The 24,173-nt window shown below is 72.5% G+C and carries 15 protein-coding genes, 2 pseudogenes and 1 riboswitch; of the genes and pseudogenes, 9 read left to right on the top strand and 8 right to left on the bottom strand.

The features are described from left to right. Nucleotides 1-117: 117 nt before the first annotated feature. The 6 genes from mmsA (at nt 118) to NHG27_RS15395 (ending at nt 8,239) form a co-directional block, all read left to right on the top strand. On the top strand, nt 118-1,668 hold the full coding sequence (gene mmsA / locus NHG27_RS15420) for a multiple monosaccharide ABC transporter ATP-binding protein (protein ID WP_193718768.1): 1,551 nt from the start codon (nt 118-120) through the stop codon (nt 1,666-1,668). Beyond that, on the top strand, nt 1,665-2,837 hold the full coding sequence (gene mmsB, locus NHG27_RS15415) for a multiple monosaccharide ABC transporter permease (protein WP_193718769.1): 1,173 nt from the start codon (nt 1,665-1,667) through the stop codon (nt 2,835-2,837). Before mmsA ends, mmsB begins: the two co-directional genes overlap by 4 nt. A gap of 438 nt (nt 2,838-3,275) precedes the next feature. After that, nucleotides 3,276-3,366, top strand: a riboswitch (ZMP/ZTP riboswitch). Nucleotides 3,367-3,445: 79 nt separating this feature from the next. Further along, nucleotides 3,446-4,732, top strand: a complete 1,287-nt coding sequence (glyA, locus tag NHG27_RS15410) for a serine hydroxymethyltransferase (RefSeq protein ID WP_193718770.1) — start codon at nt 3,446-3,448, stop codon at nt 4,730-4,732. A gap of 106 nt (nt 4,733-4,838) precedes the next feature. Then, complete coding sequence (locus tag NHG27_RS15405) at nt 4,839-5,729, top strand: bifunctional methylenetetrahydrofolate dehydrogenase/methenyltetrahydrofolate cyclohydrolase (RefSeq protein WP_193718771.1); 891 nt, start codon at nt 4,839-4,841, stop codon at nt 5,727-5,729. Nucleotides 5,730-5,840: 111 nt separating this feature from the next. Next, nucleotides 5,841-7,337, top strand: a complete 1,497-nt coding sequence (locus NHG27_RS15400) for an MFS transporter (protein WP_497016877.1) — start codon at nt 5,841-5,843, stop codon at nt 7,335-7,337. Between the two features lie 98 nt (nt 7,338-7,435). Continuing rightward, nucleotides 7,436-8,239, top strand: coding sequence for an exodeoxyribonuclease III (locus tag NHG27_RS15395; protein ID WP_193718773.1), 804 nt, complete (start codon nt 7,436-7,438; stop codon nt 8,237-8,239). 51 nt (nt 8,240-8,290) lie between these two features. Here NHG27_RS15395 and NHG27_RS15390 read toward each other — a convergent pair whose 3' ends face one another. Then, nucleotides 8,291-9,583, bottom strand: a complete 1,293-nt coding sequence (locus NHG27_RS15390; RefSeq protein WP_497016876.1) for an MFS transporter — start codon at nt 9,581-9,583, stop codon at nt 8,291-8,293. Nucleotides 9,584-9,636: 53 nt separating this feature from the next. On the opposite strand from NHG27_RS15390, the gene NHG27_RS15385 reads away from it, so the two are divergent. The 3 genes from NHG27_RS15385 (at nt 9,637) to NHG27_RS15375 (ending at nt 16,075) form a co-directional block, all read left to right on the top strand. Beyond that, nucleotides 9,637-10,227 carry a winged helix-turn-helix domain-containing protein gene (locus tag NHG27_RS15385; protein WP_193718775.1) on the top strand — a complete coding sequence of 197 codons (591 nt, stop codon included), beginning with the start codon at nt 9,637-9,639 and terminating at the stop codon, nt 10,225-10,227. A gap of 154 nt (nt 10,228-10,381) precedes the next feature. Then, nucleotides 10,382-13,690: a 3-keto-alpha-glucoside-1,2-lyase-like domain-containing protein gene (locus NHG27_RS15380; RefSeq protein WP_497016875.1), complete on the top strand. Its 3,309-nt coding sequence runs from the start codon at nt 10,382-10,384 to the stop codon at nt 13,688-13,690. 195 nt (nt 13,691-13,885) lie between these two features. Beyond that, on the top strand, nt 13,886-16,075 hold the full coding sequence (locus NHG27_RS15375) for an MMPL family transporter (protein ID WP_497016874.1): 2,190 nt from the start codon (nt 13,886-13,888) through the stop codon (nt 16,073-16,075). Here NHG27_RS15375 and galK read toward each other — a convergent pair. The 7 genes and pseudogenes from galK to NHG27_RS15340 form a co-directional block, all read right to left on the bottom strand. Further along, nucleotides 16,052-17,254: pseudogene (gene galK / locus NHG27_RS15370) on the bottom strand (galactokinase); the annotation flags it as partial. The gene NHG27_RS15375 and the pseudogene galK overlap by 24 nt on opposite strands. A gap of 126 nt (nt 17,255-17,380) precedes the next feature. Beyond that, nucleotides 17,381-18,574 (bottom strand): annotated as a pseudogene (gene galT, locus NHG27_RS15365) (galactose-1-phosphate uridylyltransferase); the annotation flags it as partial. Further along, a complete protein-coding gene (locus tag NHG27_RS15360) occupies nt 18,571-19,404 on the bottom strand; it encodes a DeoR/GlpR family DNA-binding transcription regulator (RefSeq protein WP_497016873.1) in 834 nt (277 codons plus the stop codon). The pseudogene galT and the gene NHG27_RS15360, both read right to left, overlap by 4 nt. A 75-nt stretch (nt 19,405-19,479) precedes the next feature. Further along, entirely contained in the window at nt 19,480-20,778 is a 1,299-nt protein-coding gene (locus NHG27_RS15355; protein ID WP_193718779.1) for an ABC transporter permease, read from the bottom strand. Between the two features lie 50 nt (nt 20,779-20,828). After that, nucleotides 20,829-22,028, bottom strand: coding sequence for an ABC transporter permease (locus tag NHG27_RS15350; RefSeq protein ID WP_193718781.1), 1,200 nt, complete (start codon nt 22,026-22,028; stop codon nt 20,829-20,831). After that, nucleotides 22,025-22,912: an ABC transporter ATP-binding protein gene (locus tag NHG27_RS15345; RefSeq protein WP_193718782.1), complete on the bottom strand. Its 888-nt coding sequence runs from the start codon at nt 22,910-22,912 to the stop codon at nt 22,025-22,027. Before NHG27_RS15345 ends, NHG27_RS15350 begins: the two co-directional genes overlap by 4 nt. After that, the gene (locus NHG27_RS15340) at nt 22,909-23,931 is read right to left on the bottom strand and encodes a permuted SH3 domain-containing protein (RefSeq protein ID WP_193718783.1); all 1,023 of its coding nucleotides are present in this window, start codon (nt 23,929-23,931) and stop codon (nt 22,909-22,911) included. The genes NHG27_RS15345 and NHG27_RS15340 overlap by 4 nt, the downstream gene beginning before the upstream one ends. Nucleotides 23,932-24,173: the final 242 nt, after the last annotated feature.

Here is a 24,173-nt window from a genome sequence, read left to right as displayed (position 1 = left end):
GCACCGTTCCCCGGGGCCGGGCACGCCACGCGCAGCAGGACGGGCGACGGCCCGTCGCCGCGGCACCCCCGCGGTGACGGGCCGTCGAGAAGGAACGGACGAGTGAGGAGCTGACCCATGGCCAGCGAGAGCAACATCCTCGAGATGCGGGGGATCACCAAGGAGTTCCCCGGCGTCAAGGCCCTGCAGGACGTCACGCTGGACGTGCGCCGCGGCGAGGTCCACGCGATCTGCGGGGAGAACGGGGCCGGGAAGTCGACCCTGATGAAGGTGCTGTCGGGCGTCTACCCGCACGGCACGTACGACGGCACGATCGTCATGGACGGCGAGGCGTGCGAGTTCAGGACCATCCGGGACAGCGAGGCCCGCGGGATCGTCATCATCCACCAGGAGCTGGCGCTCGTGCCGCACCTGTCGATCGCGGAGAACATCTTCCTCGGCAACGAGAAGGCGACCGCGGGCGTCGTCGACTGGCACCGCACCACGAGCGAGGCCGCGGCCCTGCTCGAGCGCGTGGGGCTGTCCGAGAACCCCGCGACCAAGGCCATGGACATCGGCGTCGGCAAGCAGCAGCTCGTCGAGATCGCCAAGGCGCTGTCCAAGCGCGTGGACCTGCTCATCCTCGACGAGCCCACCGCGGCGCTCAACGACGAGGACAGCGCCCACCTCCTCAAGCTGATCGACGAGTTCCGCAGCCACGGGATCACCTGCATCATCATCAGCCACAAGCTCAACGAGATCGCCGCGATCGCCGACCGCGTGACCATCCTCCGCGACGGCGCGACGATCGAGACCCTCGACCTGCACGGTGACGAGCCCGTGACCGAGGACCGCATCATCCGCGGCATGGTCGGCCGCTCGCTCGACAGCCGCTTCCCGGACCACGAGCCGACGATCGGCGAGGAGGTCCTGCGCATCGAGGACTGGACGGTCCACCACCCGATCGACACCGAGCGCGTCGTCGTCGACCACGCGAACCTGTTCGTGCGCGCGGGCGAGATCGTGGGCATGGCCGGCCTCATGGGAGCCGGGCGCACCGAGCTCGCGATGAGCGTGTTCGGCCACTCGTACGGCTCCCGGATCTCCGGGACGGTCCTCAAGAACGGATCGCCGATCAGGACCCGCAACGTCGCCGAGGCGATCGGGCACGGGCTGGCCTACGCGACCGAGGACCGCAAGCGGTACGGCCTCAACCTCATCCAGACGATCCGGGAGAACATCTCGGCCTCGGCCCTGGGCAAGGTGTCCCGCTGGGGCGTCGTCGACTCGCAGGCCGAGACGCAGGTCGCCGAGCGCTACCGCACGGACTTCCGCATCAAGGCGCCCACGGTCGAGGCCGTCGCGGGCAAGCTCTCGGGCGGGAACCAGCAGAAGGTCGTCCTGTCGAAGTGGGTGTACTCCGACCCGGACGTCCTCATCCTCGACGAGCCGACCCGTGGCATCGACGTGGGTGCCAAGTACGAGATCTACGCGATCATCAACGCCCTCGCCGACGCCGGCAAGGCCGTGATCGTCATCTCCTCCGAGCTCCCCGAGCTCATCGGCCTGTGCGACCGCGTCTACGCGATGAGCCAGGGCCGGATCACCGGCGAGGTGGCGCGAGCCGACGCCACCCAGGAAGCACTGATGCACTACATGACCATGGACAAGGGAGTCGACGTCCGATGAACGCCGTCAGGGAATACCTCGGCCGCAACGTCCGCCAGTACGGCATCGTCGCGGCACTGCTCGTGATCGTCCTGCTGTTCCAGGTCCTCACGGACGGGCGCCTGCTGTACCCGAACAACGTCGCGAGCCTCATCCAGCAGAACGCCTACGTGATGATCCTGGCGATCGGCATGGTCATGGTGATCGTGGCCGGGCACATCGACCTGTCGGTCGGTTCGGTCGTCGCGTTCGTCGGCGGGCTGTGCGCCATCATGATGAGCCAGTGGGAGCTGCCGTGGCTCCTGGCGGTCGTCCTGTCCCTCGGGGTCGGTGCGCTCGTCGGGATGTGGCAGGGCTTCTGGGTCGCGTACGTCGGGATACCGGCGTTCATCGTGACGCTCGCGGGCATGCTGATCTTCCGTGGTCTGGCGATCGTCCTGGTCGGCACCACGGTCGCGGGCCTGCCCGCCGGGTTCATCGGGATCAGCAACGGGTCGGTGCCCAACTGGTTCGGGTTCGTGGGCGACCTCGACGTCGTGACGCTCGTGATCGGCGCGATCGGGATCGTGGCGTTCGCCGTCGCGCAGTGGCGCTCGCGGATGTCGCTGCGTCGTCACGAGCTCGCGGTCGAGCCGATGCCCGCGTTCGTCGTCAAGATCGTCCTGGCTGCGGTGCTCATCGGCGTCGTGACGTACTGGCTGTCGCTCAGCTCGGGCGGCACCCCGATCGTGCTGCTCATCGTCGGCGTCCTCATCATCGCGTACTCGTTCGTCCTCAACCGCAGCGTGTTCGGCCGGCACATCTACGCGATCGGCGGGAACCGTCACGCCGCGGTCCTGTCGGGCGTCAACTCGCGCCGGGTCGACTTCGGCATCTTCGTCAACATGGGCGTCCTCGCGGCTGTCGCGGCCGTCATCACGACGTCGCGTGCGGGGGCCGGCGTGGCTGCGGCGGGCATGAACTACGAGCTCGACGCGATCGCTGCCTGCTTCATCGGCGGGACCGCGGTCGCGGGCGGTGTGGGACGCGTGTCCGGCGCGATGATCGGTGCGCTCATCATGGGCGTGCTCAACATGGGTCTGTCGATCATGGCCGTCGACGCCGCCTGGCAGCAGGCGATCAAGGGCCTGGTCCTGCTCCTCGCGGTCGCGTTCGACCTGCTGAGCAAGAGGCGTGCCGCGCTCGCCTGAGCCGGCACCTGGTGACGAGGGGGAGGGCGCACACCGTTCCCTGCGTCGCCGACCGGCGGGGTGCGTGCGACGGGGGTCGCACGCGCCCCGCCGTGTCGTGCCCGGGGTCCGACGGCGTCGCCCGCCCCGGTCCGTCCGCGGCGGTCGCGGCGGCCGGGGCCGCCCGGGCCCGAACGAGACGGGTGGTCCGGCACGAGACGGGCCCCTGGGCGGGTGCCGGACCACACGTCTCGTGCGGGAGCACCCGTCTCGCGGCGGCGGCCCGCCCGGCGGGGTGACCCGACCGTCCGAGGTGCGCTCCGCCGTCGGGCAGGGACGGGCTGCCGCCCCGGCGTGGTGACCGGACGACACGACCCGGCCGTCGCTCCCGCGCGCTGCGGACGTGGGCTAGGATCGTGCACGTCGCGACTGGCGCACCCGCGCCCCGCACGCCGCCCTCCGGGAGGCCGCGGGACGGACGGGGATGGTGGATCACCACCGGGGAGCGGCATGCTGTGTAGACGACGGGTCGTTCGCCTGGGCCCCGGGTCGCCCCCTGCGGGGAGCGTGCCCGGATGGAGCACGCCTTTCCGCGAGACCGTCATCCGCAGACACACGCAAGGAGACGCATGAGCGCCCAGCCGGACAACGTCCTGAACCAGTCCCTGCTCGAGGTCGACCCGGAGATCGCCGCGGTCCTCGACGGAGAGCTCGCGCGCCAGCGCGACACCCTCGAGATGATCGCCTCGGAGAACTTCGTGCCGCGCGCGGTCCTGCAGGCGCAGGGCTCCGTCCTGACCAACAAGTACGCCGAGGGCTACCCGGGCCGCCGCTACTACGGCGGCTGCGAGCAGGTCGACGTCGCGGAGAACCTCGCGATCGCGCGCGCCAAGTCGCTGTTCGGCGCGGAGCACGCGAACGTCCAGCCGCACTCGGGCGCGACCGCGAACGCGGCCGTGCTGCACGCCCTCATCAACAAGGGCGACAAGATCCTCGGCCTCGAGCTGGCGCACGGCGGCCACCTCACGCACGGCATGAAGATCAACTTCTCGGGCAAGCTGTACGACGTCTCGGCGTACGGCGTGGACCCGCAGTCCTACCGCATCGAGATGGACGAGGTCCGCAAGACGGCCCTCGAGACGCGCCCCGACGTGATCATCGCCGGCTGGTCCGCGTACCCGCGCCACATCGACTTCGCGGCGTTCCGCGAGATCGCGGACGAGGTCGGTGCCAAGCTCTGGGTCGACATGGCGCACTTCGCCGGCCTGGTCGCCGCCGGGCTGCACCCGTCCCCGGTGCCCTACGCCGACGTCGTGTCCTCGACGGTCCACAAGACCATCGGCGGCCCCCGCTCGGGCTTCATCCTCTCCAAGGAGGAGTACGCCAAGAAGATCGACTCCGCGGTGTTCCCGGGTCAGCAGGGCGGCCCGCTCATGCACGTCGTCGCCGCGAAGGCCGTGTCCTTCAAGATCGCCGCCTCGGACGACTTCAAGGACCGCCAGGAGCGCACGCTGCGCGGCGCGAGCATCATCGCGGACCGCCTGGCCCAGCCCGACGTCGCCGAGAAGGGCGTGTCCGTCCTCACGGGCGGCACGGACGTCCACCTGGTGCTCGTGGACCTGCGCCACTCGGAGCTCGACGGCCAGCAGGCCGAGGACCTCCTGCACGCCGTGGGCATCACGGTGAACCGCAACGCCGTGCCGTTCGACCCGCGCCCTCCGCGTGTCACGTCGGGCCTGCGCATCGGCACGCCCGCGCTCGCGACGCGTGGCTTCGGCGACACCGAGTTCGCGGAGGTCGCGGAGATCATCGCGGCGACCCTCAAGGCCGGCGCGGGCGCCGACGTCGAGGGCCTGAGCGCTCGCGTGAGCAGGCTGACGGCCGACTTCCCGCTGTACCCGGGTCTGTCGCAGTAAGCCCGTGACCCGCTGGGTGCGGAGCACCCGTCGTCGATCCGGCCGATCCGCGACAGGCTCCGCACCCAGCGGTGCGCTCACCCCCGCCAGACCCTGAGGAGCCCCCATGACCGCACAGATCCTGGACGGCAAGGCCACGGCCGCCGCCATCAAGTCCGAGCTCAAGACCCGCCTCGCGACCCTCGCCGAGCACGGCATCCTGCCGGGTCTCGGCACCCTCCTCGTCGGGGACGACCCGGGCTCGCAGTGGTACGTCGCGGGCAAGCACCGTGACTGCGCCGAGATCGGGCTCGCGTCGATCCGCGAGGACCTCCCGGCCGAGGCCACGCAGGAGGAGATCGAGGCCGCGGTCCGCCGCCTCAACGACGACCCCGCGTGCACGGGGTACATCGTGCAGCTCCCGCTGCCCAAGGGCATCGACACCAACCGCGTGCTCGAGCTCATCGACCCCGACAAGGACGCCGACGGCCTGCACCCGACCAACCTCGGCCGCCTCGTGCTGCGCGTCAACGAGGAGGTCACGTCGCCGCTGCCGTGCACGCCGCGCGGCATCATCGAGCTCGTCGAGCGCCACGGGATCTCGCTCGCGGGCAAGGAGGTCGTGGTCGTGGGCCGCGGCGTGACCGTGGGCCGCTCGATCGGCCTGCTGCTCACGCGCCGTGCGGTCAACGCGACCGTGACGCTCACGCACACGGGCACCCAGGACCTGGCCTCGCTCGTCCGGCGCGCCGACGTCGTCGTGGCTGCCGCGGGCGTCCAGGGCATCATCACGCGCGACATGGTCAAGCCGGGCGCCGTCGTGATCGACGTGGGCGTCTCGCGCGAGGTCGACGAGGAGACCGGCAAGAGCCGCGTCGTCGGTGACGCCGACCCGGCCGTGGCCGAGGTCGCGGGCTGGATCTCCCCGAACCCCGGGGGCGTCGGGCCCATGACCCGCGCGATGCTGCTCGCGAACGTCGTGGACTCGGCCGAGCGCGCCGCGGGGATCACCGCCTGAGGTTCCCGCTCCGCGGTACGGCGGGACGGGCGCCCCCACCGGGTCGCGCCCGTCCCGTCCTTTCCTGACGCGCTGTCGTGCCGAGCCGCCGAGCAGGACTAGTGTTCCGCCATGACCCCCGCGTCCCGGGCCGGGGGAGACGACGGCATCGCGGCCCTCGTCCCTGCGCCCCACGCCGTCCCCGTCCCTGTCCGACGCGCGCGCCGCAGCGCCACGGCCGCGTACGCGGCGCAGGGCTTCGGCTTCGCCGTGATGCTGACCAACGTCCCCACGTACGAGCGTTACCTGGGCATCGGCCCCGACGTCATCACGCTCGTGATCCTGGGCGTCTGCGTGTGCGCGGCGACCGGCAGCGCGCTGTCCGGGTGGTTCGCCGCGCGGTTCGGGTCGGCGCGCGTCGTGACGGGCGGGCTGCTCGTGGCGGCGGCGGGGATCCTCGCGGTCGGTCTGAGCGCGGGGGCTGGGCTGCTCGGGGCGTTCTTCGTCGCGTTCGCGGTGTACGGGCTGGCGCTCGGGTCGGTCGACGCCTCGACGTCCATGCAGGGCATCGACGTGCAGCGCGCCTACGGGCGCAGCCTCATCGCCGCGTTCTTCGCGGCCAACGCCGCGGGCGGTGTCGTCGGGTCGCTCGCGGTCTCGGGGGCCGCGGCCCTGGGGCTCGCGCTGCCGGTGTCGCTCGCGCTGGTCGCGGGGGTGGTCGTGATGGCGGTGCTCGTGCTGCGGGCGGGGCTGCTCTCGCGGACCGCGGCGGTCGCGGTCGCGGGGGAGGTGGTGGGGTCGCGGAAGGGGCGCGCCCCGGCGGTGCCCGACGGCGCCGATCCCGTCCCGGGGGCAGGCGGCGGTGCCGCAGAGCGCGGGGAGGGGGAACCAGGTGCCGCCGCGAGGGGATCCGCCGCGCGGGGCGCGCGGGGTGCGACAGGCATGGTCGGCGCGGGGACCGTCCTCGTGCTCGGCGCCGCGATGCTGGCCTTCCCCGTCGCGGACTCCGCGGTCTCGAGCTGGGGGGCGACGTTCCTGCAGGGCGTGCTCGGGGCGAGCGCCGTCGTCGGGCCGCTGGGGTTCGGTGCCTACCAGGCGATGCTCATCTGCTCGCGGCTCCTGGGCGACCGCGCGGTCGAGCGGTGGGGGCGCGTGCGCGTCGTGGCGTCGGGTGGTGCGGTGGGCGTGCTCGGGCTGGGGCTCGTCGCGGTCTCGCCGGTGTGGCCGCTCGCGGTGCTCGGGTTCGCAGCGACGGGTCTCGGGCTCGGGGTCGTGGCGCCCATGGCGTTCTCGGCCGCGGGGGACCGGGCCGCCGAGTCGGTCGCCGCGGTCGCGGGTGCGCGGCCCTTGGCCGGCGCGGTGACGCCGACGGCCCCGACGGCCCCGGCGGCCCCGACGGCCCCGGCGGCCCCGACGGTCGAGGAGGCGACGGACCGGGCGGTGGCCCGGCTCAACGTCTTCACGTACGTGGGCGCGGTGCTCGGCGGCGTCATGACGGGAGTCTTCGCGACGACGGACGCGCTGCGGATCGGGTTCGGGGTGCTCGCCGTGCTGGCGCTCGCGACCGTGCTCCTCGCGGGGAGGTTCCGCGAGGCCGCGCTCCCGGCCGACCCGCCGGGACGGGCGTGACCTCGACGCCACGCGCGCACCGGGTCCGCGGCGGGTCGTGACCAGCGTCTCGCCCGCCGGGCTTCGCCCGTGTGGGTGGCGTGGGGTTTGATGTCGAGGTGCTCACCATCGCCAACGCCAACGTCAACGGGATCCGCGCCGCCTACCGCCGGGGGATGGACGCCTGGGTCGCCGCGCGCACCCCGGACGTCATGCTCCTGCAGGAGGTCCGCGCTCCCGACGAGATCCTGAACGAGCTCGTCGGCGAGGACTGGCACGTCGCGCACCAGGCGTGCGACATCAAGGGCCGCGCAGGGGTCGCGGTCGCGTCACGCCTGCCCGTGACCGCGGTGCGCATCGGGCTGGGCAAGGGCGAGCCCGAGCCCCCGGTCGACACGGGCCGGTGGGTCGAGGCCGACCTCGAGCTGGCCTCGGGCGAGAAGCTGACGGTCGTCTCGACGTACATCCACTCCGGCACCGCTGGCACGCCCAAGATGGACGAGAAGTACGCCTACCTCGAGAAGGTCACCGAGCGGCTGCGCGAGCTGTCCGCGGCGGGCGGGCTCGCGGTCGTCGCGGGGGACCTGAACATCGCGCACAAGAACGTCGACATCAAGAACTGGAAGGGCAACCAGAAGTCCGCCGGCTTCCTCCCCGAGGAGCGCGCGTACCTCGACACCTGGTTCGACGAGCTGGGCTGGGTGGACCTCGGCCGCAAGCACGGCGGCGAGGGCCCCGGCCCGTTCACCTGGTGGTCCTGGCGTGGTCAGGCCTTCGTCAACGACTCGGGCTGGCGCATCGACTACCAGCTCGCGACGCCCGCGCTCGCCGAGCACGCCGTCAAGGTCGAGGTCGACCGTGCCGACGACTACGAGAGCCGCTGGAGCGACCACGCCGCACTCGTCGCGACGTACGACCTCTGACGCCGACGCCGCGAGCGAGGGTCCGGCCGCGAACGCTCGGGGCGTCCGGGGTCAGTCGTGGGCGGGGACCGGGAGCTCGGTCGTGCGCGCGAGCGGCGACAGGACGACGGGCAGGGCGCCGAGCGTCATGACGACGGCCCCGACCCACAGCGCGGGGGCCGCGCCCCACACCGACCCGATCCACCCGCCGAGCAGACCGCCGATCGGGAGGGGGCCCCACACGATGAAGCGGGCCGAGGCGTTCATGCGACCCAGCAGCGCGGGCGGGCACAGCCGCTGACGGAAGCTCACCTGCGCGACGTTGTAGACCACGACCGCGAGGTTGAACACGAAGCCACCGACGACGAGCACGACCGGGACCACGGCGGCCGGTGCGCCGGTCACGGCCACGACAGCCGCCGCAGGCGTGATGGCGTAGGACAGCCCGGTGACCACGGCGGAGGCAGGGATGATCCGGGCGGGGCCGACCCAGCGGGACGCCCGGTCGGCCAGGACGGCGCCGAGCAGCCCGCCCGCTGCGCTCGCCGAGAGCACGACGCCGTAGGTCGAGGTCCCGACGTCGAGCGTGCGCAGCGCGAAGATCACCAGGACGGCGTTGCCGATCGCCCCGCCCAGGTTGCTGAGCGCCGTGCAGGCCAGGATCCGTCGGAGCAGCGGCTCGCTCGCGACGAACCGCAGCCCGTCGGCGATCTCGGTGCGCAGCGGACGTCGCTCGGTCGGGTCGGGCAGGTCCTCGTGGTGGCCGATCCGCGAGACCGCCAGCGCGCTCGCGAGGTAGGTCCCGACGGTCGCGACCATGACGAGAGGGGCGGACAGGACGCGCAGCGCGAACCCGCCGATCGCCGGACCTGCGATCATCGCGACGGACTGGGTCGCCTGGAGCTTGGAGTTGCCCTCGACGACGTGGTCGAGCCCGACGAGGCCTGGGACGTAGCTCTGGTGCGCGACGTCGAAGAAGAGGCTGAACGCGCTGATGACCACGGCGGCACCGATGAGCAGGCCCATGCTCGCGTGGCCGGTCAGGGCGGCGAGGACGACGACCGAGAGGATCGCCGCGCGTGCCAGGTCGGCAGCGACGAGGACCCGGCGCTTGCGCAGGCGGTCGACCCACGCGCCCGCCGGCAGGCTCAGGAGCAGGAACGCCGCGGTCTCGGCGGCGTTGAGGGCGCCCATCTGCCACGCGCTCGCGTGCAGGTGGGACACGGCGAAGACGGGCAGGACGAAGCCCGTGAGCTGGGCGCCGAGCTGCCCGAGCGCGTCGCCGCCCCACAGGCGGCGGAAGTCCCGGTGGTGGACCAGGCTGCGGGGCGGCGCGGTGGCGCGTACCGGTCCGTCGGGCGTCATGGGGACAGCGTGGTGCAAGTGATTGGGAACTGTCAATCGGTTAGCCTGGGGGCATGCCCCCCTCGCGCGCAGTCCCCGACCCGTCGCCCGTGGACGCGCGACGCGGTGCGCACGCGCCGACCGCCGGCCTGCCGAGGGCGGCCGGCTCGGACGCCGAGCGGGACGCGGACGCACGCGCGCTCGCGTCGTCCCTGCGGGTGCGGATCCTGCGCATCTGCCTCGACGAGCCGCGGACCAACAAGGAGATCGCCCAGGCCCTCGGCAAGAACCCGGCGACGACGCTCCACCACGTCCGGACGCTCGTGGCCCGGGGGTTCCTCGCGGCGCAGCCCGCCCGTACGGGGGCGCGGGGCGCGCGCGAGGTGCCGTACCTCGCGACGGGCAAGTCGTGGACCGCAGACCTGGGCCCTGGCGGCCACCGGGTGCTGCTCGACGCGTTCCTCGAGGAGCTGTCCGCAGCGGACCCGGCGCGCGTCGACATGGGTCGGCTCGGCCTGCGGCTCGACGCCGAGGGCAGGGACGAGCTCTCGCGACGACTCAACGAGGTCCTCGAGGACTTCCGGCAGCGCGAGCCCGCGGCGGACGGCGAGCCCTGGTCGGTGTTCATCGCGATCCACCACGACGCGAGCCGCGAGCCGCGCTGAGCGGCCCGGCCGCCTGGCTGCCAGGCGGCCCGGCCGCCCGGCCGCCCGGTCAAATCTGTTGACCGACATGGGACTTTTGGTTGACAGTAGGCAAAAGCCTCCTTAGGCTCCGACGTGGTCACTGCCGACCCGTCTTCAAGGAGGAAGAACACTCGTGCACACCTCACCGCGTCATCGAAGAGGTCTCTCAGGCCTGCTCGGAGCTTCCCTGCTCGTCCCGCTCGCCTTCGCCGGAGCGCTCCCCGCCGCACAGGCGGCCGACACCATGGAGCCCGGCGTCACGCTGCGCACCTTCCAGCTCGCTCAGGACCCGGGGTCCGTGTGCACCCTCAAGTCGGGCACCACCCCCAACGTCGACAAGCTCATGCCGACCATCGACTGGAGCACGCCCGAGCAGTTCGGTGCGTCGGACCGCTTCATCACGCACGCCCTCGCGACGCTCACGGTCCCCACCGAGGGTGAGTACACGTTCCGCGTGACGAACGACGACGGCGCGCTCGTCTACGTCGACGACCAGCTCCTCCTCGAGAACGACGGCCCGAACGACTCGACGTCGGTCGAGGGGGCGATCACCCTCACCGCAGGAGCGCACGACCTGCGGGTCGAGTACTACGAGGGCACGGACAAGCAGCGCCTGACGCTCGCGTGGAAGACCCCGGGGTCGTCGACGTTCGTGGTCGTCCCGACGTCGGCCCTGAGCACCGAGGCGAACGTCGTGCGCGTCACCGCGCCCGGCAACAAGTACTGCGAGGGGGCGACGGACACCTCGGGCGACGGGCTGCGCCTCGACGCGGTCAACCCCAACTACGAGCTCGTCGACCTGCGCCCCGCGGGCTTCGAGCCCAAGGTCTCGGGCCTCGCCTTCACCCCGGACGAGAAGCTTGCCGTCGTGACCACGGGCGACGTGAGCTCCGGCGGATGGCGGCCCGACCCGACGACCGGTGAGGTGTACCTCCTCGACGGTGTGATCGACGCGACCGGACCGGAGGACGTCACCGTCACGAAGGTCGCGGACAAGCTGCTGAACCCGATGGGCATCGAGGTCATCGAGGACTCGATCTTCGTCTCCGAGCGGTACCAGCTCACGCAGCTCACCGACCCGGACGGCGACGGCTTCTACGACACGCACACCAAGATCGCCGGGTGGCCCGACGGCGGGAACTTCCACGAGTTCGCGTTCGGCCTGATCCACGACGAGGACTACTTCTACGTCAACCTCTCCGTCGCGATCGACAACGGCGGCGCGACGACCACGCCGCAGCCCGCCGCCAACCGAGGCACGTCGATCAAGATCGACCGCGCGACGGGCGAGGTCACGTACGTCGCGGGTGGTCTGCGCACCCCGAACGGGATCGGCTTCGGCCCCGAGGGCGAGATCTTCGGGACGGACAACCAGGGCGCATGGCTGCCCGCGAACAAGCTCGTGCACATCGAGCAGGACAAGTTCTTCAACCACTTCACCACGCCGGCCGGTCCGTTCGACGCGAACCCCGTCTCCCAGCCCGCGCTGTGGCTCCCGCAGAACGAGATCGCCAACTCCCCGGGCAACCCGATCCTCGTGCAGGACGGCGAGTTCGCCGGCCAGATGCTCCTGGGCGACGTCACGTACGGCGGTCTCCAGCGTGCGTTCCTGGAGAAGGTCGACGGCGAGTTCCAGGGTGCGGTCTTCCGCCACACCGCGGGCCTCGAGGTCGGTGCGAACCGCGTCATCACCGGCCCCGACGGTGCGCTGTACGTCGGTGGCACGGGCGAGGGCGGCAACTGGGGTGAGTCCGGCAAGCTGCGGTTCGGCCTGCAGAAGCTCACCACGGTGAACGAGGACTCGTTCGACATGGTGGAGATGCGCGTCGTCGAGGGCGGGTTCGAGATCGAGTACACCGACCCGGTGTCCGACGCCGTGGTCGCGAAGCTGGCCGACGCCTACCGCCTCACACAGTGGCGCTACGTGCCGACCCAGCAGTACGGCGGCCCCAAGGTCGACGAGCAGCCGCTGTTCGTCACGGACGCCATCGTGTCCGAGGACCGCACCACGGTCACGCTGACGGTCGACGGGCTCAAGCCCGGCCACGTCGTGCACCTGCGTTCGCCGCGTCCGTTCGCCTCGAACGAGGGGGCCGAGCTCCTGAGCACCGAGGCCTGGTACACGCTCAACTCGCTGCCGGGCTACGTCGCCCCGGCCGAGCGTGGCTGGTACGAGGCCGAGGAGGCGCAGCCGCTCGGTGGCTCGAGCCTCGGCTCGGACCACAGCAACTACTCCGGCACGGGCTTCGCCGCCGGGATGCAGAACGTCGGCTCGGGTCGGCAGTTCTCCGTGACGGTCCCCGAGGCGGGCACCTACCCGCTCAACCTGCGCTACGCCAACGGCATCCACCCGTACACCGAGCTGCGCTCCAAGGACGTGTCGCTCTACGTGAACGATCAGAAGGTCGGCCCGTGGACGCTGCCCACGACCGGCGACTGGAAGAAGTGGGACACGATCACCCGTGAGGTCGCCCTCGTGGCGGGCCACAACACGGTCACCCTGAAGTACGACCAGGGCGACCAGGGCAACGTGAACCTCGACGTGCTGTCGATCGGGCAGAACCCTGACATCTGCTCCCCGGCGGACGTCGAGGACGGCTACCGCGGCATCTTCGACGGCACCCTCGCGAGCCTCGCGGACTGGAGCCTCGCCGGTGCCGGCACGTTCGGGCGTCAGGACGACTGCTCGATCCGCACCAACGGTGGCATGGGCCTGCTCTGGTACACGGCCGAGGAGCTCGAGGAGTACTCGCTCAAGCTCGACTGGAAGCTCGTCAAGGACGACAACGGCGGCGTGTTCGTCGGCTTCCCGAACCCCGGCAACGACCCTTGGGTCGCGGTCAACAAGGGGTACGAGATCCAGATCGACGCGAGCGACGCCGCTGACCGCACGACCGGTGCGATCTACACGTTCCAGGGCGCCGACGCGGCGGCCGTGACCGCGGCCCTCAAGCCCGTCGGGCAGTGGAACGCGTACGACATCCGCGTCGAGGGGGACCGGATCCGGATCTACCTCAACGACGTGCTCGTCAACGACTTCACGAGCACCGACCCGGCTCGTGACCTGTCGAGCGGGTTCATCGGGATCCAGAACCACGGCAACGGTGAGACGGTCTCCTACCGCAACATCCGCGTCAAGGACCTGGGCGCCGAGCCCGAGCCCGAGGTCGCGGTGTCCGTGACCGTCCAGGCCAAGTGCCTCGCGGGCAAGGTCTCGCTGAGCGTCCGTGCCGTCAACGACGACACGGTGCCGGTCGACGTCGTGCTCAGGACGCCGTTCGGCACGAAGACCATGGTCGGCGTCCTGCCGGGCAAGTCCGCCCAGCAGACGTTCTCGACGCGCTCGACCTCGGTCGAGGCCGGGACAGCCACCGTGTCGGCGAGCGCCGGGGACAGGGAGGTCGTGGTCGAGACGGCCTACGACGCGTCGAGCTGTGGCTGACGCGCCCTCCCCTCGCTGAGTGCATGACTCGGCTGCGGCACGCACGGCGTGCCGCAGCCGAGTCGTGCACCCGGGACGACGGCGGGCCGCGCAGCGCGGCCGCATCCTCGTTTGCCGCCGCAGCGCGGCGTCTGTCACCATCTGCCAGGGCGTCGACGACGACGTCCTGCCGTGCCGTCGAGAGGTGGTCGAACGATGCTCGCGCACCTGGGACGGGCCGTGACCCGGTACCGCGCTGCCGTCCTCGCCCTCTGGGCCGTGCTGGCGCTGCTGGGCGCTGTGATCGGCGGTGGGGTCTTCGACCGCACGACCGCGGTCGACAGCCTGCCGCCCGGCGCTCCGGCCGCGCAGGCGCAGGCGCTGCTCGACGAGCTCGACCCGCAGGGCGAGACGCTCACGGCGGTCGTCGGCGGCGTCGACTTCTTCACGCCCTCGCTCGTCGCGAGCGGGTACCGCGTCATGCAGGAGGTCCGTGAGATCCCCGGTGTCCTGGAGGTGACCGACGCGTTCACGGCGGGCGGGCTGATCTCGGACGACGGGTTCGGGTCGCTCGTGGTGGTCGAGCTCGACCACGACCTCACGGACGAGCAGGCGCTCGAGGTCGGGGACCGTGTGGTGGCGGTCCTGCAGACGCTCGACGCGCCCGAGGTCGTCGTGGGCGGGGAGCTCATGGCCGAGCGGACGTTCGCCGACATCGCGACGGCGGACGCGGTCGTGGGCGAGTCGGTCGCTCTCGTGGTGCTGTGCGTGGTCCTCGTGCTCGTGCTGGGCGGCTTGCGCGCCGGGCTGCTGCCGGTCGCCGCCGCGCTCGCGTCGATCGCGGCCTCTCTGCTGGCGCTGAGCGCGCTGGCCGGCGCGGTCCCCGTGAGCGAGTTCGCGGTCAACGTCGTGACGCTCCTGGGCCTGGGGCTGGCCGTCGACTACAGCCTCCTGGTCATCGTGCGGTTCCGGGAGGAGCGTGACCGCGCACCCGAGGCCCTGCTCGAGGAGCTGCTGGCCAGGACCGTGACGACCGCGGGCCGGGCCGTCCTCGTCTCGGGGCTCGCGGTCGCGTCGGCGCTCACGGGGCTGCTCGTCCTCGCCGACCCGCTGCTGGCGAGCATGGCCCTGGGCGGTCTGCTCGTGGTCGGGCTCACGACGCTCGCCGGGCTCACGCTCGTCCCTGCCCTGGTCGCGGTGCTGCACCGCTCGATCCCTGCGCCGCGGACCCGGACCTGGGCTCGCCGCCGGACGGGGACGGGGACCGGGCTGCTGGCGCGGTCGGCGTCGTTCGCGCAGCGTCGCCCCGTGGCCGTGACGCTCGGCTCGACGGCCGTGCTCCTGCTCCTGAGCGCTCCGCTGGCCTCGCTCGCGCTGGGGAGCTCGGACGCGCGGTCGTTGCCGCCGGGGACCCCGGAGCGGGTGGCGCAGGAGAGGATCGAGCAGGACTTCGACGTCCTGGGCGTCCAGCCGGTCACCCTCGTCCTGGGGGAGTCGGTCGAGGACCCGCAGGTCCGGTCGCTGCTCGACGCGGTCTACGCCCTGCCGGGTGTCGAGGACGTCGAGCACCTGGTGGACTTCCCGGCGGACGTGACGGTCGCCGAGGTGACGCCCGTGGGCGCGGCCGCAGGCGAGGAGGCGCAGTCCGTGGTCCGGTACGTCCGGGGCCTCGACGTGCCGTTCCCCGTGCAGGTCGCGGGGCCGGCGGCCGAGCTCGTCGACGCGACCCAGCAGTCCCGGGACCGGCTCCCGTGGGCCTTCGCCGCGGTCGTGCTGCCGGCCATGCTCCTGCTGGGCTGGCTCACGCGGTCGGTCGTGGTCCCGCTCAAGGCGCTGGTCCTGAACCTGCTCGCGCTGACCGCGTCGCTCGGGGTGCTCGTCGCGGTCTTCCAGTGGGGCTGGGGGGCGCGGCTCCTGGGCTTCGAGCCCACGGGGACGATCGACGCGACGAGCCCCGCGCTGCTGTTCGTCTTCCTGTTCGGCCTGTCGATGGACTACGAGGTGTTCCTCCTCGCGCGCATCGCGGAGGAGTGGCGTCGACGGACCGGCGACGACCGTCGCGCGAACGACCGGGCGGTCCTCGCGGGCATCGTGGCGTCGGGTCCGGTCATCACGGTCGCGGCCGTGTCGATCGGGATCGTGTTCGCCGGCTTCGCGCTGGGCGACCTCGTGGCCATGAAGGAGATCGGCGTGGGGATGGCCGTCGCGGTCCTGCTCGACGTCACGATCGTCCGCGGCCTGCTGCTCCCGGCCTCGATGTCGCTCCTGGGGCGCTGGAACTGGTGGCTCCCGGGAGGACGGAGAGGCTCGGCCCGCGGCACCGAGCCGGACGGGGCGCGCGGCGAGGAGGCCTCGCCGCGCACCCTCGTGGGCAGCGGTGCGTCAGCAGGCGCCGGCAGGGGCTGACGGCACGGCCAGCAGGAAGCCGGGGGCCGCGAGGCCGGCGCGGGCGAAGGCTCCGGCCACGGCGTCCGCGACCGCGGACGCGCGCTCGGCCGGGACCAGCGCGATCGCGGACCCGCCGAACCCGCCGCCCGTCATGCGGGCCCCCAGCGCGCCCGCCTCGCGCGCGGCCTCGACCGCCACGTCGAGCTCGAGCGCGGAGACCTCGTAGTCGTCGCGCAGGGACGCGTGGGACGCGTCCATGAGCGGCCCGACGTCGGAGGCTCGCCCTGCGCGCAGCAGCGCCACCAGGTCCTGGGTCCGGGCGATCTCCGTGACGACGTGGCGCACGCGGCGGCGCGAGACGTCGTCGGGCAGGCGGTCGAGCGCCGCGCCGAGGGCGTCGGCGAACGCGGCCTCCCGGGCTGCGGGGTCGCCCGTGGCGGCAGCCGCAGCGGCGACCGAGTCCGCGAGCTCACGCAGGTTCGCGAGGCCCAGGGTCGCGGCGGCCGCCTCGCACGTCGCCCGGCGCTGGGCGTACTGGCCGTCGACGAGCGCGTGCTCGGCCCGGGTGTCGATCACGAGCAGGGCGAGCCCCTCGGCCGCGAGGTCGAACGGGATCTGCGCGACCGCGTCGACCGGGTCGAGCCCCGGGCGGCAGTCGAGGAGCAGCGCGTGACCCGGGGCGCACCGCAGCGACGCCGACTGGTCCATGCCGCCCGTCGGGGCGCCTGCGACCTCGTTCTCGGCGCGGATCGCGGCGGCCGCGAGCGTCGCGCGCCCGGCGTCGGTGGCCGCGAGCCCCAGGCCCGCGACGTCGTCGATCCCGACCGCGACCGAGCACTCGAGCGCGGCCGACGACGACAGGCCCGCACCGTAGGGCACGCACGAGTCGACCACGGCGTCGAAGCCTCGGACGGTCCCGGCCGAGCCACCCGTCTCCTCGAGGTGCTGCCCGAGCGCCCACGCGACCCCGGCCACGTATGCGGCCCAGCCGGACACGGCCCCCGGTGCGACGTCCTCGAGCCGCCCGGTCCACGCCGCGCCCGGCTCCTGGGCCGAGGCGAGGCGCACGACCGAGTCGGTCCGGGGGCGCAGCGCGACGTACGTGCGGTGGGGGAGCGCGACGGGCAGGCACAGCCCGGCGTTGTAGTCGGTGTGCTCGCCGATGACGTTGACGCGCCCGGGGGCCGCGTAGACGCGGACCTCCGGAGCGCCGTCCGCCTCGTCCCCGCCGTCCGCGGGGTACGCCGCCGCGAAGGCCTGCCGGACGCGGTCCGCGCCGACGTCGTCGGGCCAGGACTCGACCCACTGCGCGGCCGGGGCCGGGGCGAGCGCCTGCAGGCGCGCCGCGATCCGCTCGGGGGTCGTGTCGCTGACCCACGCGCCCATGCCGGACTCCGAGCCCGCGAGGTACTTGAGCCTGCCCGGCGCGCGCAGCACCGAGAACACCCGCAGGTGCAGGCGCGAGAGCTCGCGGCCCTCGCGCACCGGTGCCTGGTGCCAGGCCGCGATGTAGGGCAGGGGGACGGGGGCGCCGTCGGGCCCCTCGAAGAACAGGTCGAGGCGGCGCAGGAGCTCGAGGTAGACCACCGCGAGGTCGTCGCGCTCGGGGTCGGTGAGCGCGGGCAGGTCGGGCACGTCGCGGCGCGGAGCGAGGTGCACCTCGACGGGCCAGCGCGCCGCGAAGGGCACGTAGGCGACCCAGTGCTCGGTCTCCAGGACGATCCGGCGGCCGTCCGCGAGCTCGGCGTCGAGGACGTCGCGCAGCAGGTTGCCGCCCGTGCGCTCGTGGTGGGCACGGGCCTGGTCGAGCATCGCGCGGGTCGTGGGCGTGACGTACGGGTAGCCGTAGATCTGGCCGTGCGGGTGGTGCAGGGTGACACCGATCTCCTGGCCGCGGTTCTCGAAGCAGAAGACCTGCTCGACGCCGGGCTCGCGTCCGAGGGCCTCGGTGCGGTCGGCCCACGCGTCGACGATGGTGCGCACTCGCTGCGGGGGCAGCGCGCCGAACGACGAGGAGTGGTCGCTCGAGAAGACGATGACCTCGCAACGGCCCGACGCCGGAGCGCGGGTCTCGAGGGTCCCCTCGCCACCGAAGAAGCCGTCGGGCGCGCCTGCCCCGTCGCTGACGCCCGGCACGAACTGCAGCGACGGGAAGCGGTTCTCGAAGACCACGACGTCGTAACCGGTGTCCGGGACCTCGCCGTCCGAGTACGCGGCGCCGGGGCGCGCCGGGCACAGCGGGCACGAGTCCGCGGCCGGCAGGAACGTGCGGTTCATGCGGTGCGCGGCCATCGGGATCCAGTCACCCGTGAGCGGGTCGAGGCGCATCTCGGGGCCCGTGTAGGGGTGCTCGTGCCCGTCGGGGCCGGTGACGGGGGCGAACCGGTCGCCCAGCGGGCGAGGGTCGTCGAGCCGACGCGTGAGCTCGCCCGAGACGTACGCGGGCGAGTCGTCGAAGTAGACGAGCTCGCGGCCGTCGGCCAGGCGGGTCGGGGTGCGGCGCAGGTGCTGGTTCATCGGGAGGTACGACCGTCCTGGGTGTCGTCGGGCAGAGGGGAGTGCGTCTGGTTGGCGGGGGCGACCACGAGGCGTTCGACGGCGTCACGCGCGGCCTCCTGGTCCTGCGCCGGGAGGGCGTCGTCGGTCACGAGGACGTCGACCTGGTCGAGCCGCGCGAAGACGCTCAGTCCCGTGGTGTGCCACTTCGAGCGGTCGGCCAGCACGACGGTCTGCCCGGCGATCGCGACGAGCGCGCGGTTGGTCGCGGCCTCGTCCAGGTTGGGGGTCGTCAGCCCGGCCTCGACGCTCACGCCGTGCGCGCCCAGGAAGGTCTGGTCGACGCGCAGGCTCGCGAGCGCGGCCTCGGTCAGCGGACCGACCAGGGCGTCCGACGGCGTGCGCGAACCGCCCGTGAGGACGGTCTCGAGCCGCGGGTCGCCCGCGCGGTGCAGCGCGTCGGCGACCGGCAGGGAGTTGGTCACGACCGTGAGGGGGCGCAGGCGCTGGTCGGCGGCGATCTCGACCGCGAGCAGGTGGGTCGTGGTTCCTGCGGAGAGCGCGATCGAGGACCCGGGGGAGACGAGCCGCACGGCGGCGCGGGCGATCGCCCGCTTCTCGGTGAGCGCGATCGTGCTCTTCGCCTCGAACCCCGGCTCGTGCGACGTGGCCTGCGGCGAGACCGCACCACCGTGGACCTTGCGGAGCAGGCCCTGCTCGGCCAGCTCGGCGAGGTCGCGGCGGACCGTCATGTCGGACACCCCGAGGTCCTGGGTCAGGTCGGCGATCCGGACGGCGCCGTGGTCGCGGAGTCCCGCGAGGATGCGTTCGTGGCGCTGCGTGGCGAGCATGACGCCATCCTGACACATTCGAACAGAAACGAACAATATTGAACATGCGGATGGTGGGCCGAGCGCGCCGGGAGGTCAGATCCCCCCGCGCAGCGCCGCGATGGGCTCGATCGCCGCGGCCTTGAGGGCGGGGTACGTCCCGGCGAGCAGCCCGATCACCCCACCGAGCAACGCCGACCCGATCGCCATCCGGATGTCGAGGATGGGCGTCCACTCCTGGACGACCGACACGATCACCACGGTGAACACCCCGAGCGACGCACCGACCAGCCCTCCGAGCAGCCCGATCACCACGGACTCCACGACGAACTGACCGGCGATGTCCCGCTTGGTCGCGCCGAGCGCCCGGCGCAGCCCGATCTCGCCGACCCGCTCCATGACGGACAGCAGCGTGACGTTCGCGATCCCCAGGCCACCCACGAGCAGGGCGATGCCACCCAACGCCAGGAAGATGGCGTTGATGTCCGCCTGGACGTTCCTCTGGAGCGCCGACCCGTTCGCCGGCGCACTGGCCTCGAAGACGTCGGGGTCGGTGGGATCCAGGGCGACGGGCGCCTGCCGCGCGACGAGAGGGCCCGCTCCCGTCGTGATGTGGATCTGGAGCTCGTCGGGAGGGCCGAGGGCGAAGTCCTGCCGCGCGGTACCGGCCGGCAGGACCACCCCGTCGAGGAGGTCCGTGCGTCGCTTCACGTCGGCGAAGATCCCGATCACGGTGTAGGAGTCCTCACCGATGAAGATCGACGGCTGGCTGTCGACCCGGTTGACGCCGAGCCGTTCGGCGGCGCGCTCCCCGAGGAGCACGACACGGTCGGCGCGAGCGTCGTGGCCGGTGTCGAACGACCGACCCGTCACGATCCGGCCACGGACGGCCTCGAGCAGCCCGGCAGTGCCCGCGAAGACCTGAGGGCTCGACTGAGGAGCGACCGACGGGTCGTTGACGGGTACCGCGGTCACCTTGAGGTCGCCGATCCCGACGGGCGCGACGAGCCCCGCGTCGATCACGCCGTGGATCTGCGCGACGCGCTCGGCCCCGTCCCAGGGGATGGCGCCCGCAGCCCGTTCCTGCCCGCCGGAGCCTGACGTCGCCGGCTTCACGACGACCTGCGTCGCGGCCACCGCGTCGAACTGGCGGGTGATCTGGCCCGCGGCGGTCTGCGCGAGACCCACCGTGATCACGACCGACGCGATGCCGAGCACCGTGCCGAGGATCGTCAGGACCAGGCGCCCTGGCCGTGCCCCGATACCGTGGGCAGCCTCGGCGAAGAGGTCGCGCGCGCTGAAACGGTCACGTGCCCGGCCACGCAGGAGCCGCGGTCGGTCTCCTCGGTCGCGCCGCCCGCGCCACCGGTGCGCGAGGGCGCGGGTGGCCCTCATCGGTCGAGCTCCGTGAGCCGGCCGTCGGTGATCCGGCAGGAAGCCTCGGTTCAGTAGCGGATGGCGTCGATCACCTTGACCCGGACCGCGACGAGCGCGGGGATCAGGCCGGCGAGAGCGCCGACGGCCACGGCGGCGACCATGCCGGTCACGGCCGCCGAGACCGGGAAGCCCGGTCGGTCCTGGACGGCCGGGCCCATCATGGTGTCGAGCGGGACGTTGTGGAGGATCACGATCGCGAGCGCGACCCCGACGATCCCGGCGACGACGGTGGCGACGACGCTCTCCATGAGGACCGAGAAGAAGACTCGACCCGAGGAGGCGCCGAAGCTGCGTCGGATGCCGATCTCGCGGATGCGGTAGCGCACCGTGACGAGGGCGATGTTGACGAGCCCGAGCCCGCCGAGCAGCAGGGCGATGACGCTGACCCCGAGGATGACCCACTTCGTGGCCTGGTCCATCATGCCCATCTCGGGGTTGTCCATCCGGTACACGTCCGACTGGGACCCGGGGATGGCCCCGGCGAGGTCACGGCGGATCGCCTCCGTCAGGGCGTCGGCCATGTCCGGCGGCACCCAGACCTCGAGCCGCGGGGGCCCCGTGTTCAGGAGCGACTCCGGCGTGGCCCAGCGCAGCTGCGACGAGACGAGGGTGTAGGCGCTCGGCCCCTCGTCGACCCAGGTGTTGGGGTAGGAGCCGACGATGGTCGCGAGCACCGGGTTCTCGCCACCGATCATGACGGTCGGGTGGTCCTCGATGCGTTGTCCCAGGGCGTCGAGGAACGCCTGGTTGACCACGAGCGCGGGCGACAGGTTCCCCTCGTCGGCCTCCGTGAACCACCGGCCCCCGTCGACCACGAAACGGTGCATCGTCGCCCACTCGGCGCTGACAGCGTTGGTCTGCACCTCCATGGTCCCGCCGGGGAAGCGGATCGGCGTCTGCGCCCACATGGTCATCGAGGAGTGCTCGATCTCGTAGCGGGCCGTGATGTCCTCGTACGCGGCGACGTACTCCTCGACGCCCGGCGCCTCCTGCCCGGTCGGGTACGCCGAGATGTCGAGCGTCGCGGGGCGGCCGCTCTGGCGCTCGCTCACCTCGGTCGACACCTGGCGCAGCATGTCACCGGCCGCGGTGATGGTCGTGATCGCGCAGACCGCCACCGCCACCCCGATCAGCGCGAGCAGGACACGCAGCTTGTGGACCCGCAGCTCGTCCCAGGCCTCGGCGAGGGCCCCGAAGAACCCGGTCACGAGGCAGCCACCGAGTCGTCGAGGAGGTCGTCGGCGCGTGCGGCAGGAGCCGTCGTGCCGGTGGCGGGCGTGGCCCCGACCCTCGAGGTGGCCACCGGGTCCAGAGGGACGGCGACGTGCTCCGCCTGGTGGTCGTCGCCGTGGGGCACGCGCTCGACCGAGGAGCTCAGGCCGTCGAGCGACCCCGCGCTGCGCGCGCCGATCGCGATGGGGGTCAGGACCCCGTCGGCCAGCCGGAAGTGACGCTTGGCGCGTGAGGCGACCGCGAGGTCGTGGGTGATGGCGATGAGGGCTGACCCGTTCTCCTGGGCGATGGTGTCGAGCAGGTCCATGACCTCGCCGCCAGTGTCGACGTCGAGCGCGCCCGTGGGCTCGTCGGCGAGGATGACGCGCGGGCCGCGGACCAGCGCGCGGGCGATCGCGACCCGCTGCTGCTCACCGCCCGAGAGCTTCTCCGGCATGGTGTCGAGGCGGTCCCCGAGGCCGACGCGCTCGAGCATCTCCGCGGCGAGCCGCTTGCGGGCCCAGAACTGCTTGCCCTGCGCGTAGAGCAGGGGAGCGGCGACGTTCTCCAGCGCCGTGCGCGCCTGGAGCAGGTTGAACTGCTGGAACACGAAGCCGAAGTCGGCTCCGCGCCGCCGGGCGCGCACGCGCCCCGACAGGCGGCCGATGGGCACGCCGTCGAGCAGGAACTCCCCGGCGGTCGGGGTGTCGAGGAGACCCAGGATGTTCAGGAGGGTCGACTTGCCGGTCCCGGACCGCCCGACGATCGAGACGTGCTCGCCCGCGTCGACCGTGAGGTCGATCCCTCGGAGGATCTCGAGGATGCGGTCGTCCGGGAGCCGGACGGACCGGGTCACCCCGTGCAGCTCGAGCAGGCTCATCCGGCCGAGCCCCCGTACATCATCCCGTCGTCGACCGGGGCGACGTCCTCGCCCGGCACGAACTCGAGGACGGTGTCGCCCACGGCGAGGCCTTCCACGATCTGCACCTGGGTGCCGTCGGTGATGCCGAGCTTCACGGCCGTCTCGACCGGTTCGCCGTCCGCACCCACGACCCAGACGTTGCCCGACTCGACCGACCCCTGGACCGCGGTGATGGGGACGAGGACCGCGTCCTCCGCGGCTCCGGCCGTGACCTCGAGCTTGGCCGCGAGCCCGGCGAAGACCGTGACGCCGGCCGGGACCGCGCACGTGATCGAGGCGGACGGTGCCGCCCCCGGGACGTCACCCGTCGTCTCCGCGCCCTCCGCCGGGTCGGCCGCGGCGGCCGTCCCCATGCGCAGCGCCGTGCACAGGAAGGGAGCGGGCCCGCCCGTGACCGTCACGCTCGCCTCGGACGGGATGGTCAGGAGGCGGAACTGCTGCTCGGGGAGCATCGAGGCGGTGACGGACAGCGTCCCGGGGGAGACCGAGGCGAACGTGTCGCCCACGGTGACCTCCTGGTCCTTGAGCGCGGTGAACGTCGCGACCGTCCCGGCCGTCGTGGCCGTCATGGTGGACCGGGTGACCTTGGGCCGACGCTCGGTCACGGTCTCCTCGCCCGTCTCCTTGTCCGTGGTCACGAGGGGCTCCCGCGGCTCCTCGAGGACGACCTCCAGGAGCGGGGCGCCCACCGCGACCACGTCGCCGACCTTGGCGTGCACCGCGCTCACCTTGCCGGCCTGCGTGACCTTCTCCGTGCTCGCCGGGTCCGAGACGATCTGCCCCGTGAGGGACACCGTGTTGGTGATGGCGCCCGTGGCCACCTCCACCTGCGGCAGCGAGAGGACCGCGGACGGTGTCTGGGTGTCTCCCTCCGCCTGGGGCGCTGACTTGAACGCGATCACCACGAGGGTCACGGCGATCACCGCCCAGATCACGATGCGAAGGGCAGGAAAGATGATCCGGCGGGTGATGCCCACGGCAGGTCTCCAGGTGAATCCGATGAGCGGGAAGGCTCAAGGTCTTGGCAAGCTCTGGGAAGCCTAGGAGGGCGGCGATGCCCGCGTATCCACCTCAAGGAGGAGATGTCTGCGCAGAAGATCACGATCGGGTAGAGGTCCGGTCCGTGACGTGGTGTGGTGCCCCCCTGGACGACCATCGTTGGTCTCGCTCCTGACGAGCGGTGAGGGCACAGTACACCCTGGACTTCCGTCCAGGGAGC

This window comes from Oerskovia sp. 140933 (genome assembly GCF_059651515.1).
The sequence above is the reverse complement of the archived record's forward strand: the minus strand, read 5'-3'. Positions and strand labels throughout refer to the sequence as shown.

Excerpts from the sequence above, each read along its gene's own strand:
- NHG27_RS15400 (WP_497016877.1), top strand. The coding sequence starts at position 5,841 with ATGACCCCCGCGTCCCGGGCCGGGGGAGACGACGGCATCGCGGCCCTC.
- NHG27_RS15375 (WP_497016874.1), top strand. The coding sequence starts at position 13,886 with ATGCTCGCGCACCTGGGACGGGCCGTGACCCGGTACCGCGCTGCCGTC.
- mmsA (WP_193718768.1), top strand. The coding sequence starts at position 118 with ATGGCCAGCGAGAGCAACATCCTCGAGATGCGGGGGATCACCAAGGAG.
- NHG27_RS15390 (WP_497016876.1), bottom strand. The coding sequence starts at position 9,583 with ATGACGCCCGACGGACCGGTACGCGCCACCGCGCCGCCCCGCAGCCTG.
- NHG27_RS15345 (WP_193718782.1), bottom strand. The coding sequence starts at position 22,912 with ATGAGCCTGCTCGAGCTGCACGGGGTGACCCGGTCCGTCCGGCTCCCG.
- NHG27_RS15405 (WP_193718771.1), top strand. The coding sequence starts at position 4,839 with ATGACCGCACAGATCCTGGACGGCAAGGCCACGGCCGCCGCCATCAAG.
- NHG27_RS15385 (WP_193718775.1), top strand. The coding sequence starts at position 9,637 with ATGCCCCCCTCGCGCGCAGTCCCCGACCCGTCGCCCGTGGACGCGCGA.
- mmsB (WP_193718769.1), top strand. The coding sequence starts at position 1,665 with ATGAACGCCGTCAGGGAATACCTCGGCCGCAACGTCCGCCAGTACGGC.
- NHG27_RS15360 (WP_497016873.1), bottom strand. The coding sequence starts at position 19,404 with ATGCTCGCCACGCAGCGCCACGAACGCATCCTCGCGGGACTCCGCGAC.
- glyA (WP_193718770.1), top strand. The coding sequence starts at position 3,446 with ATGAGCGCCCAGCCGGACAACGTCCTGAACCAGTCCCTGCTCGAGGTC.
- NHG27_RS15355 (WP_193718779.1), bottom strand. The coding sequence starts at position 20,778 with ATGAGGGCCACCCGCGCCCTCGCGCACCGGTGGCGCGGGCGGCGCGAC.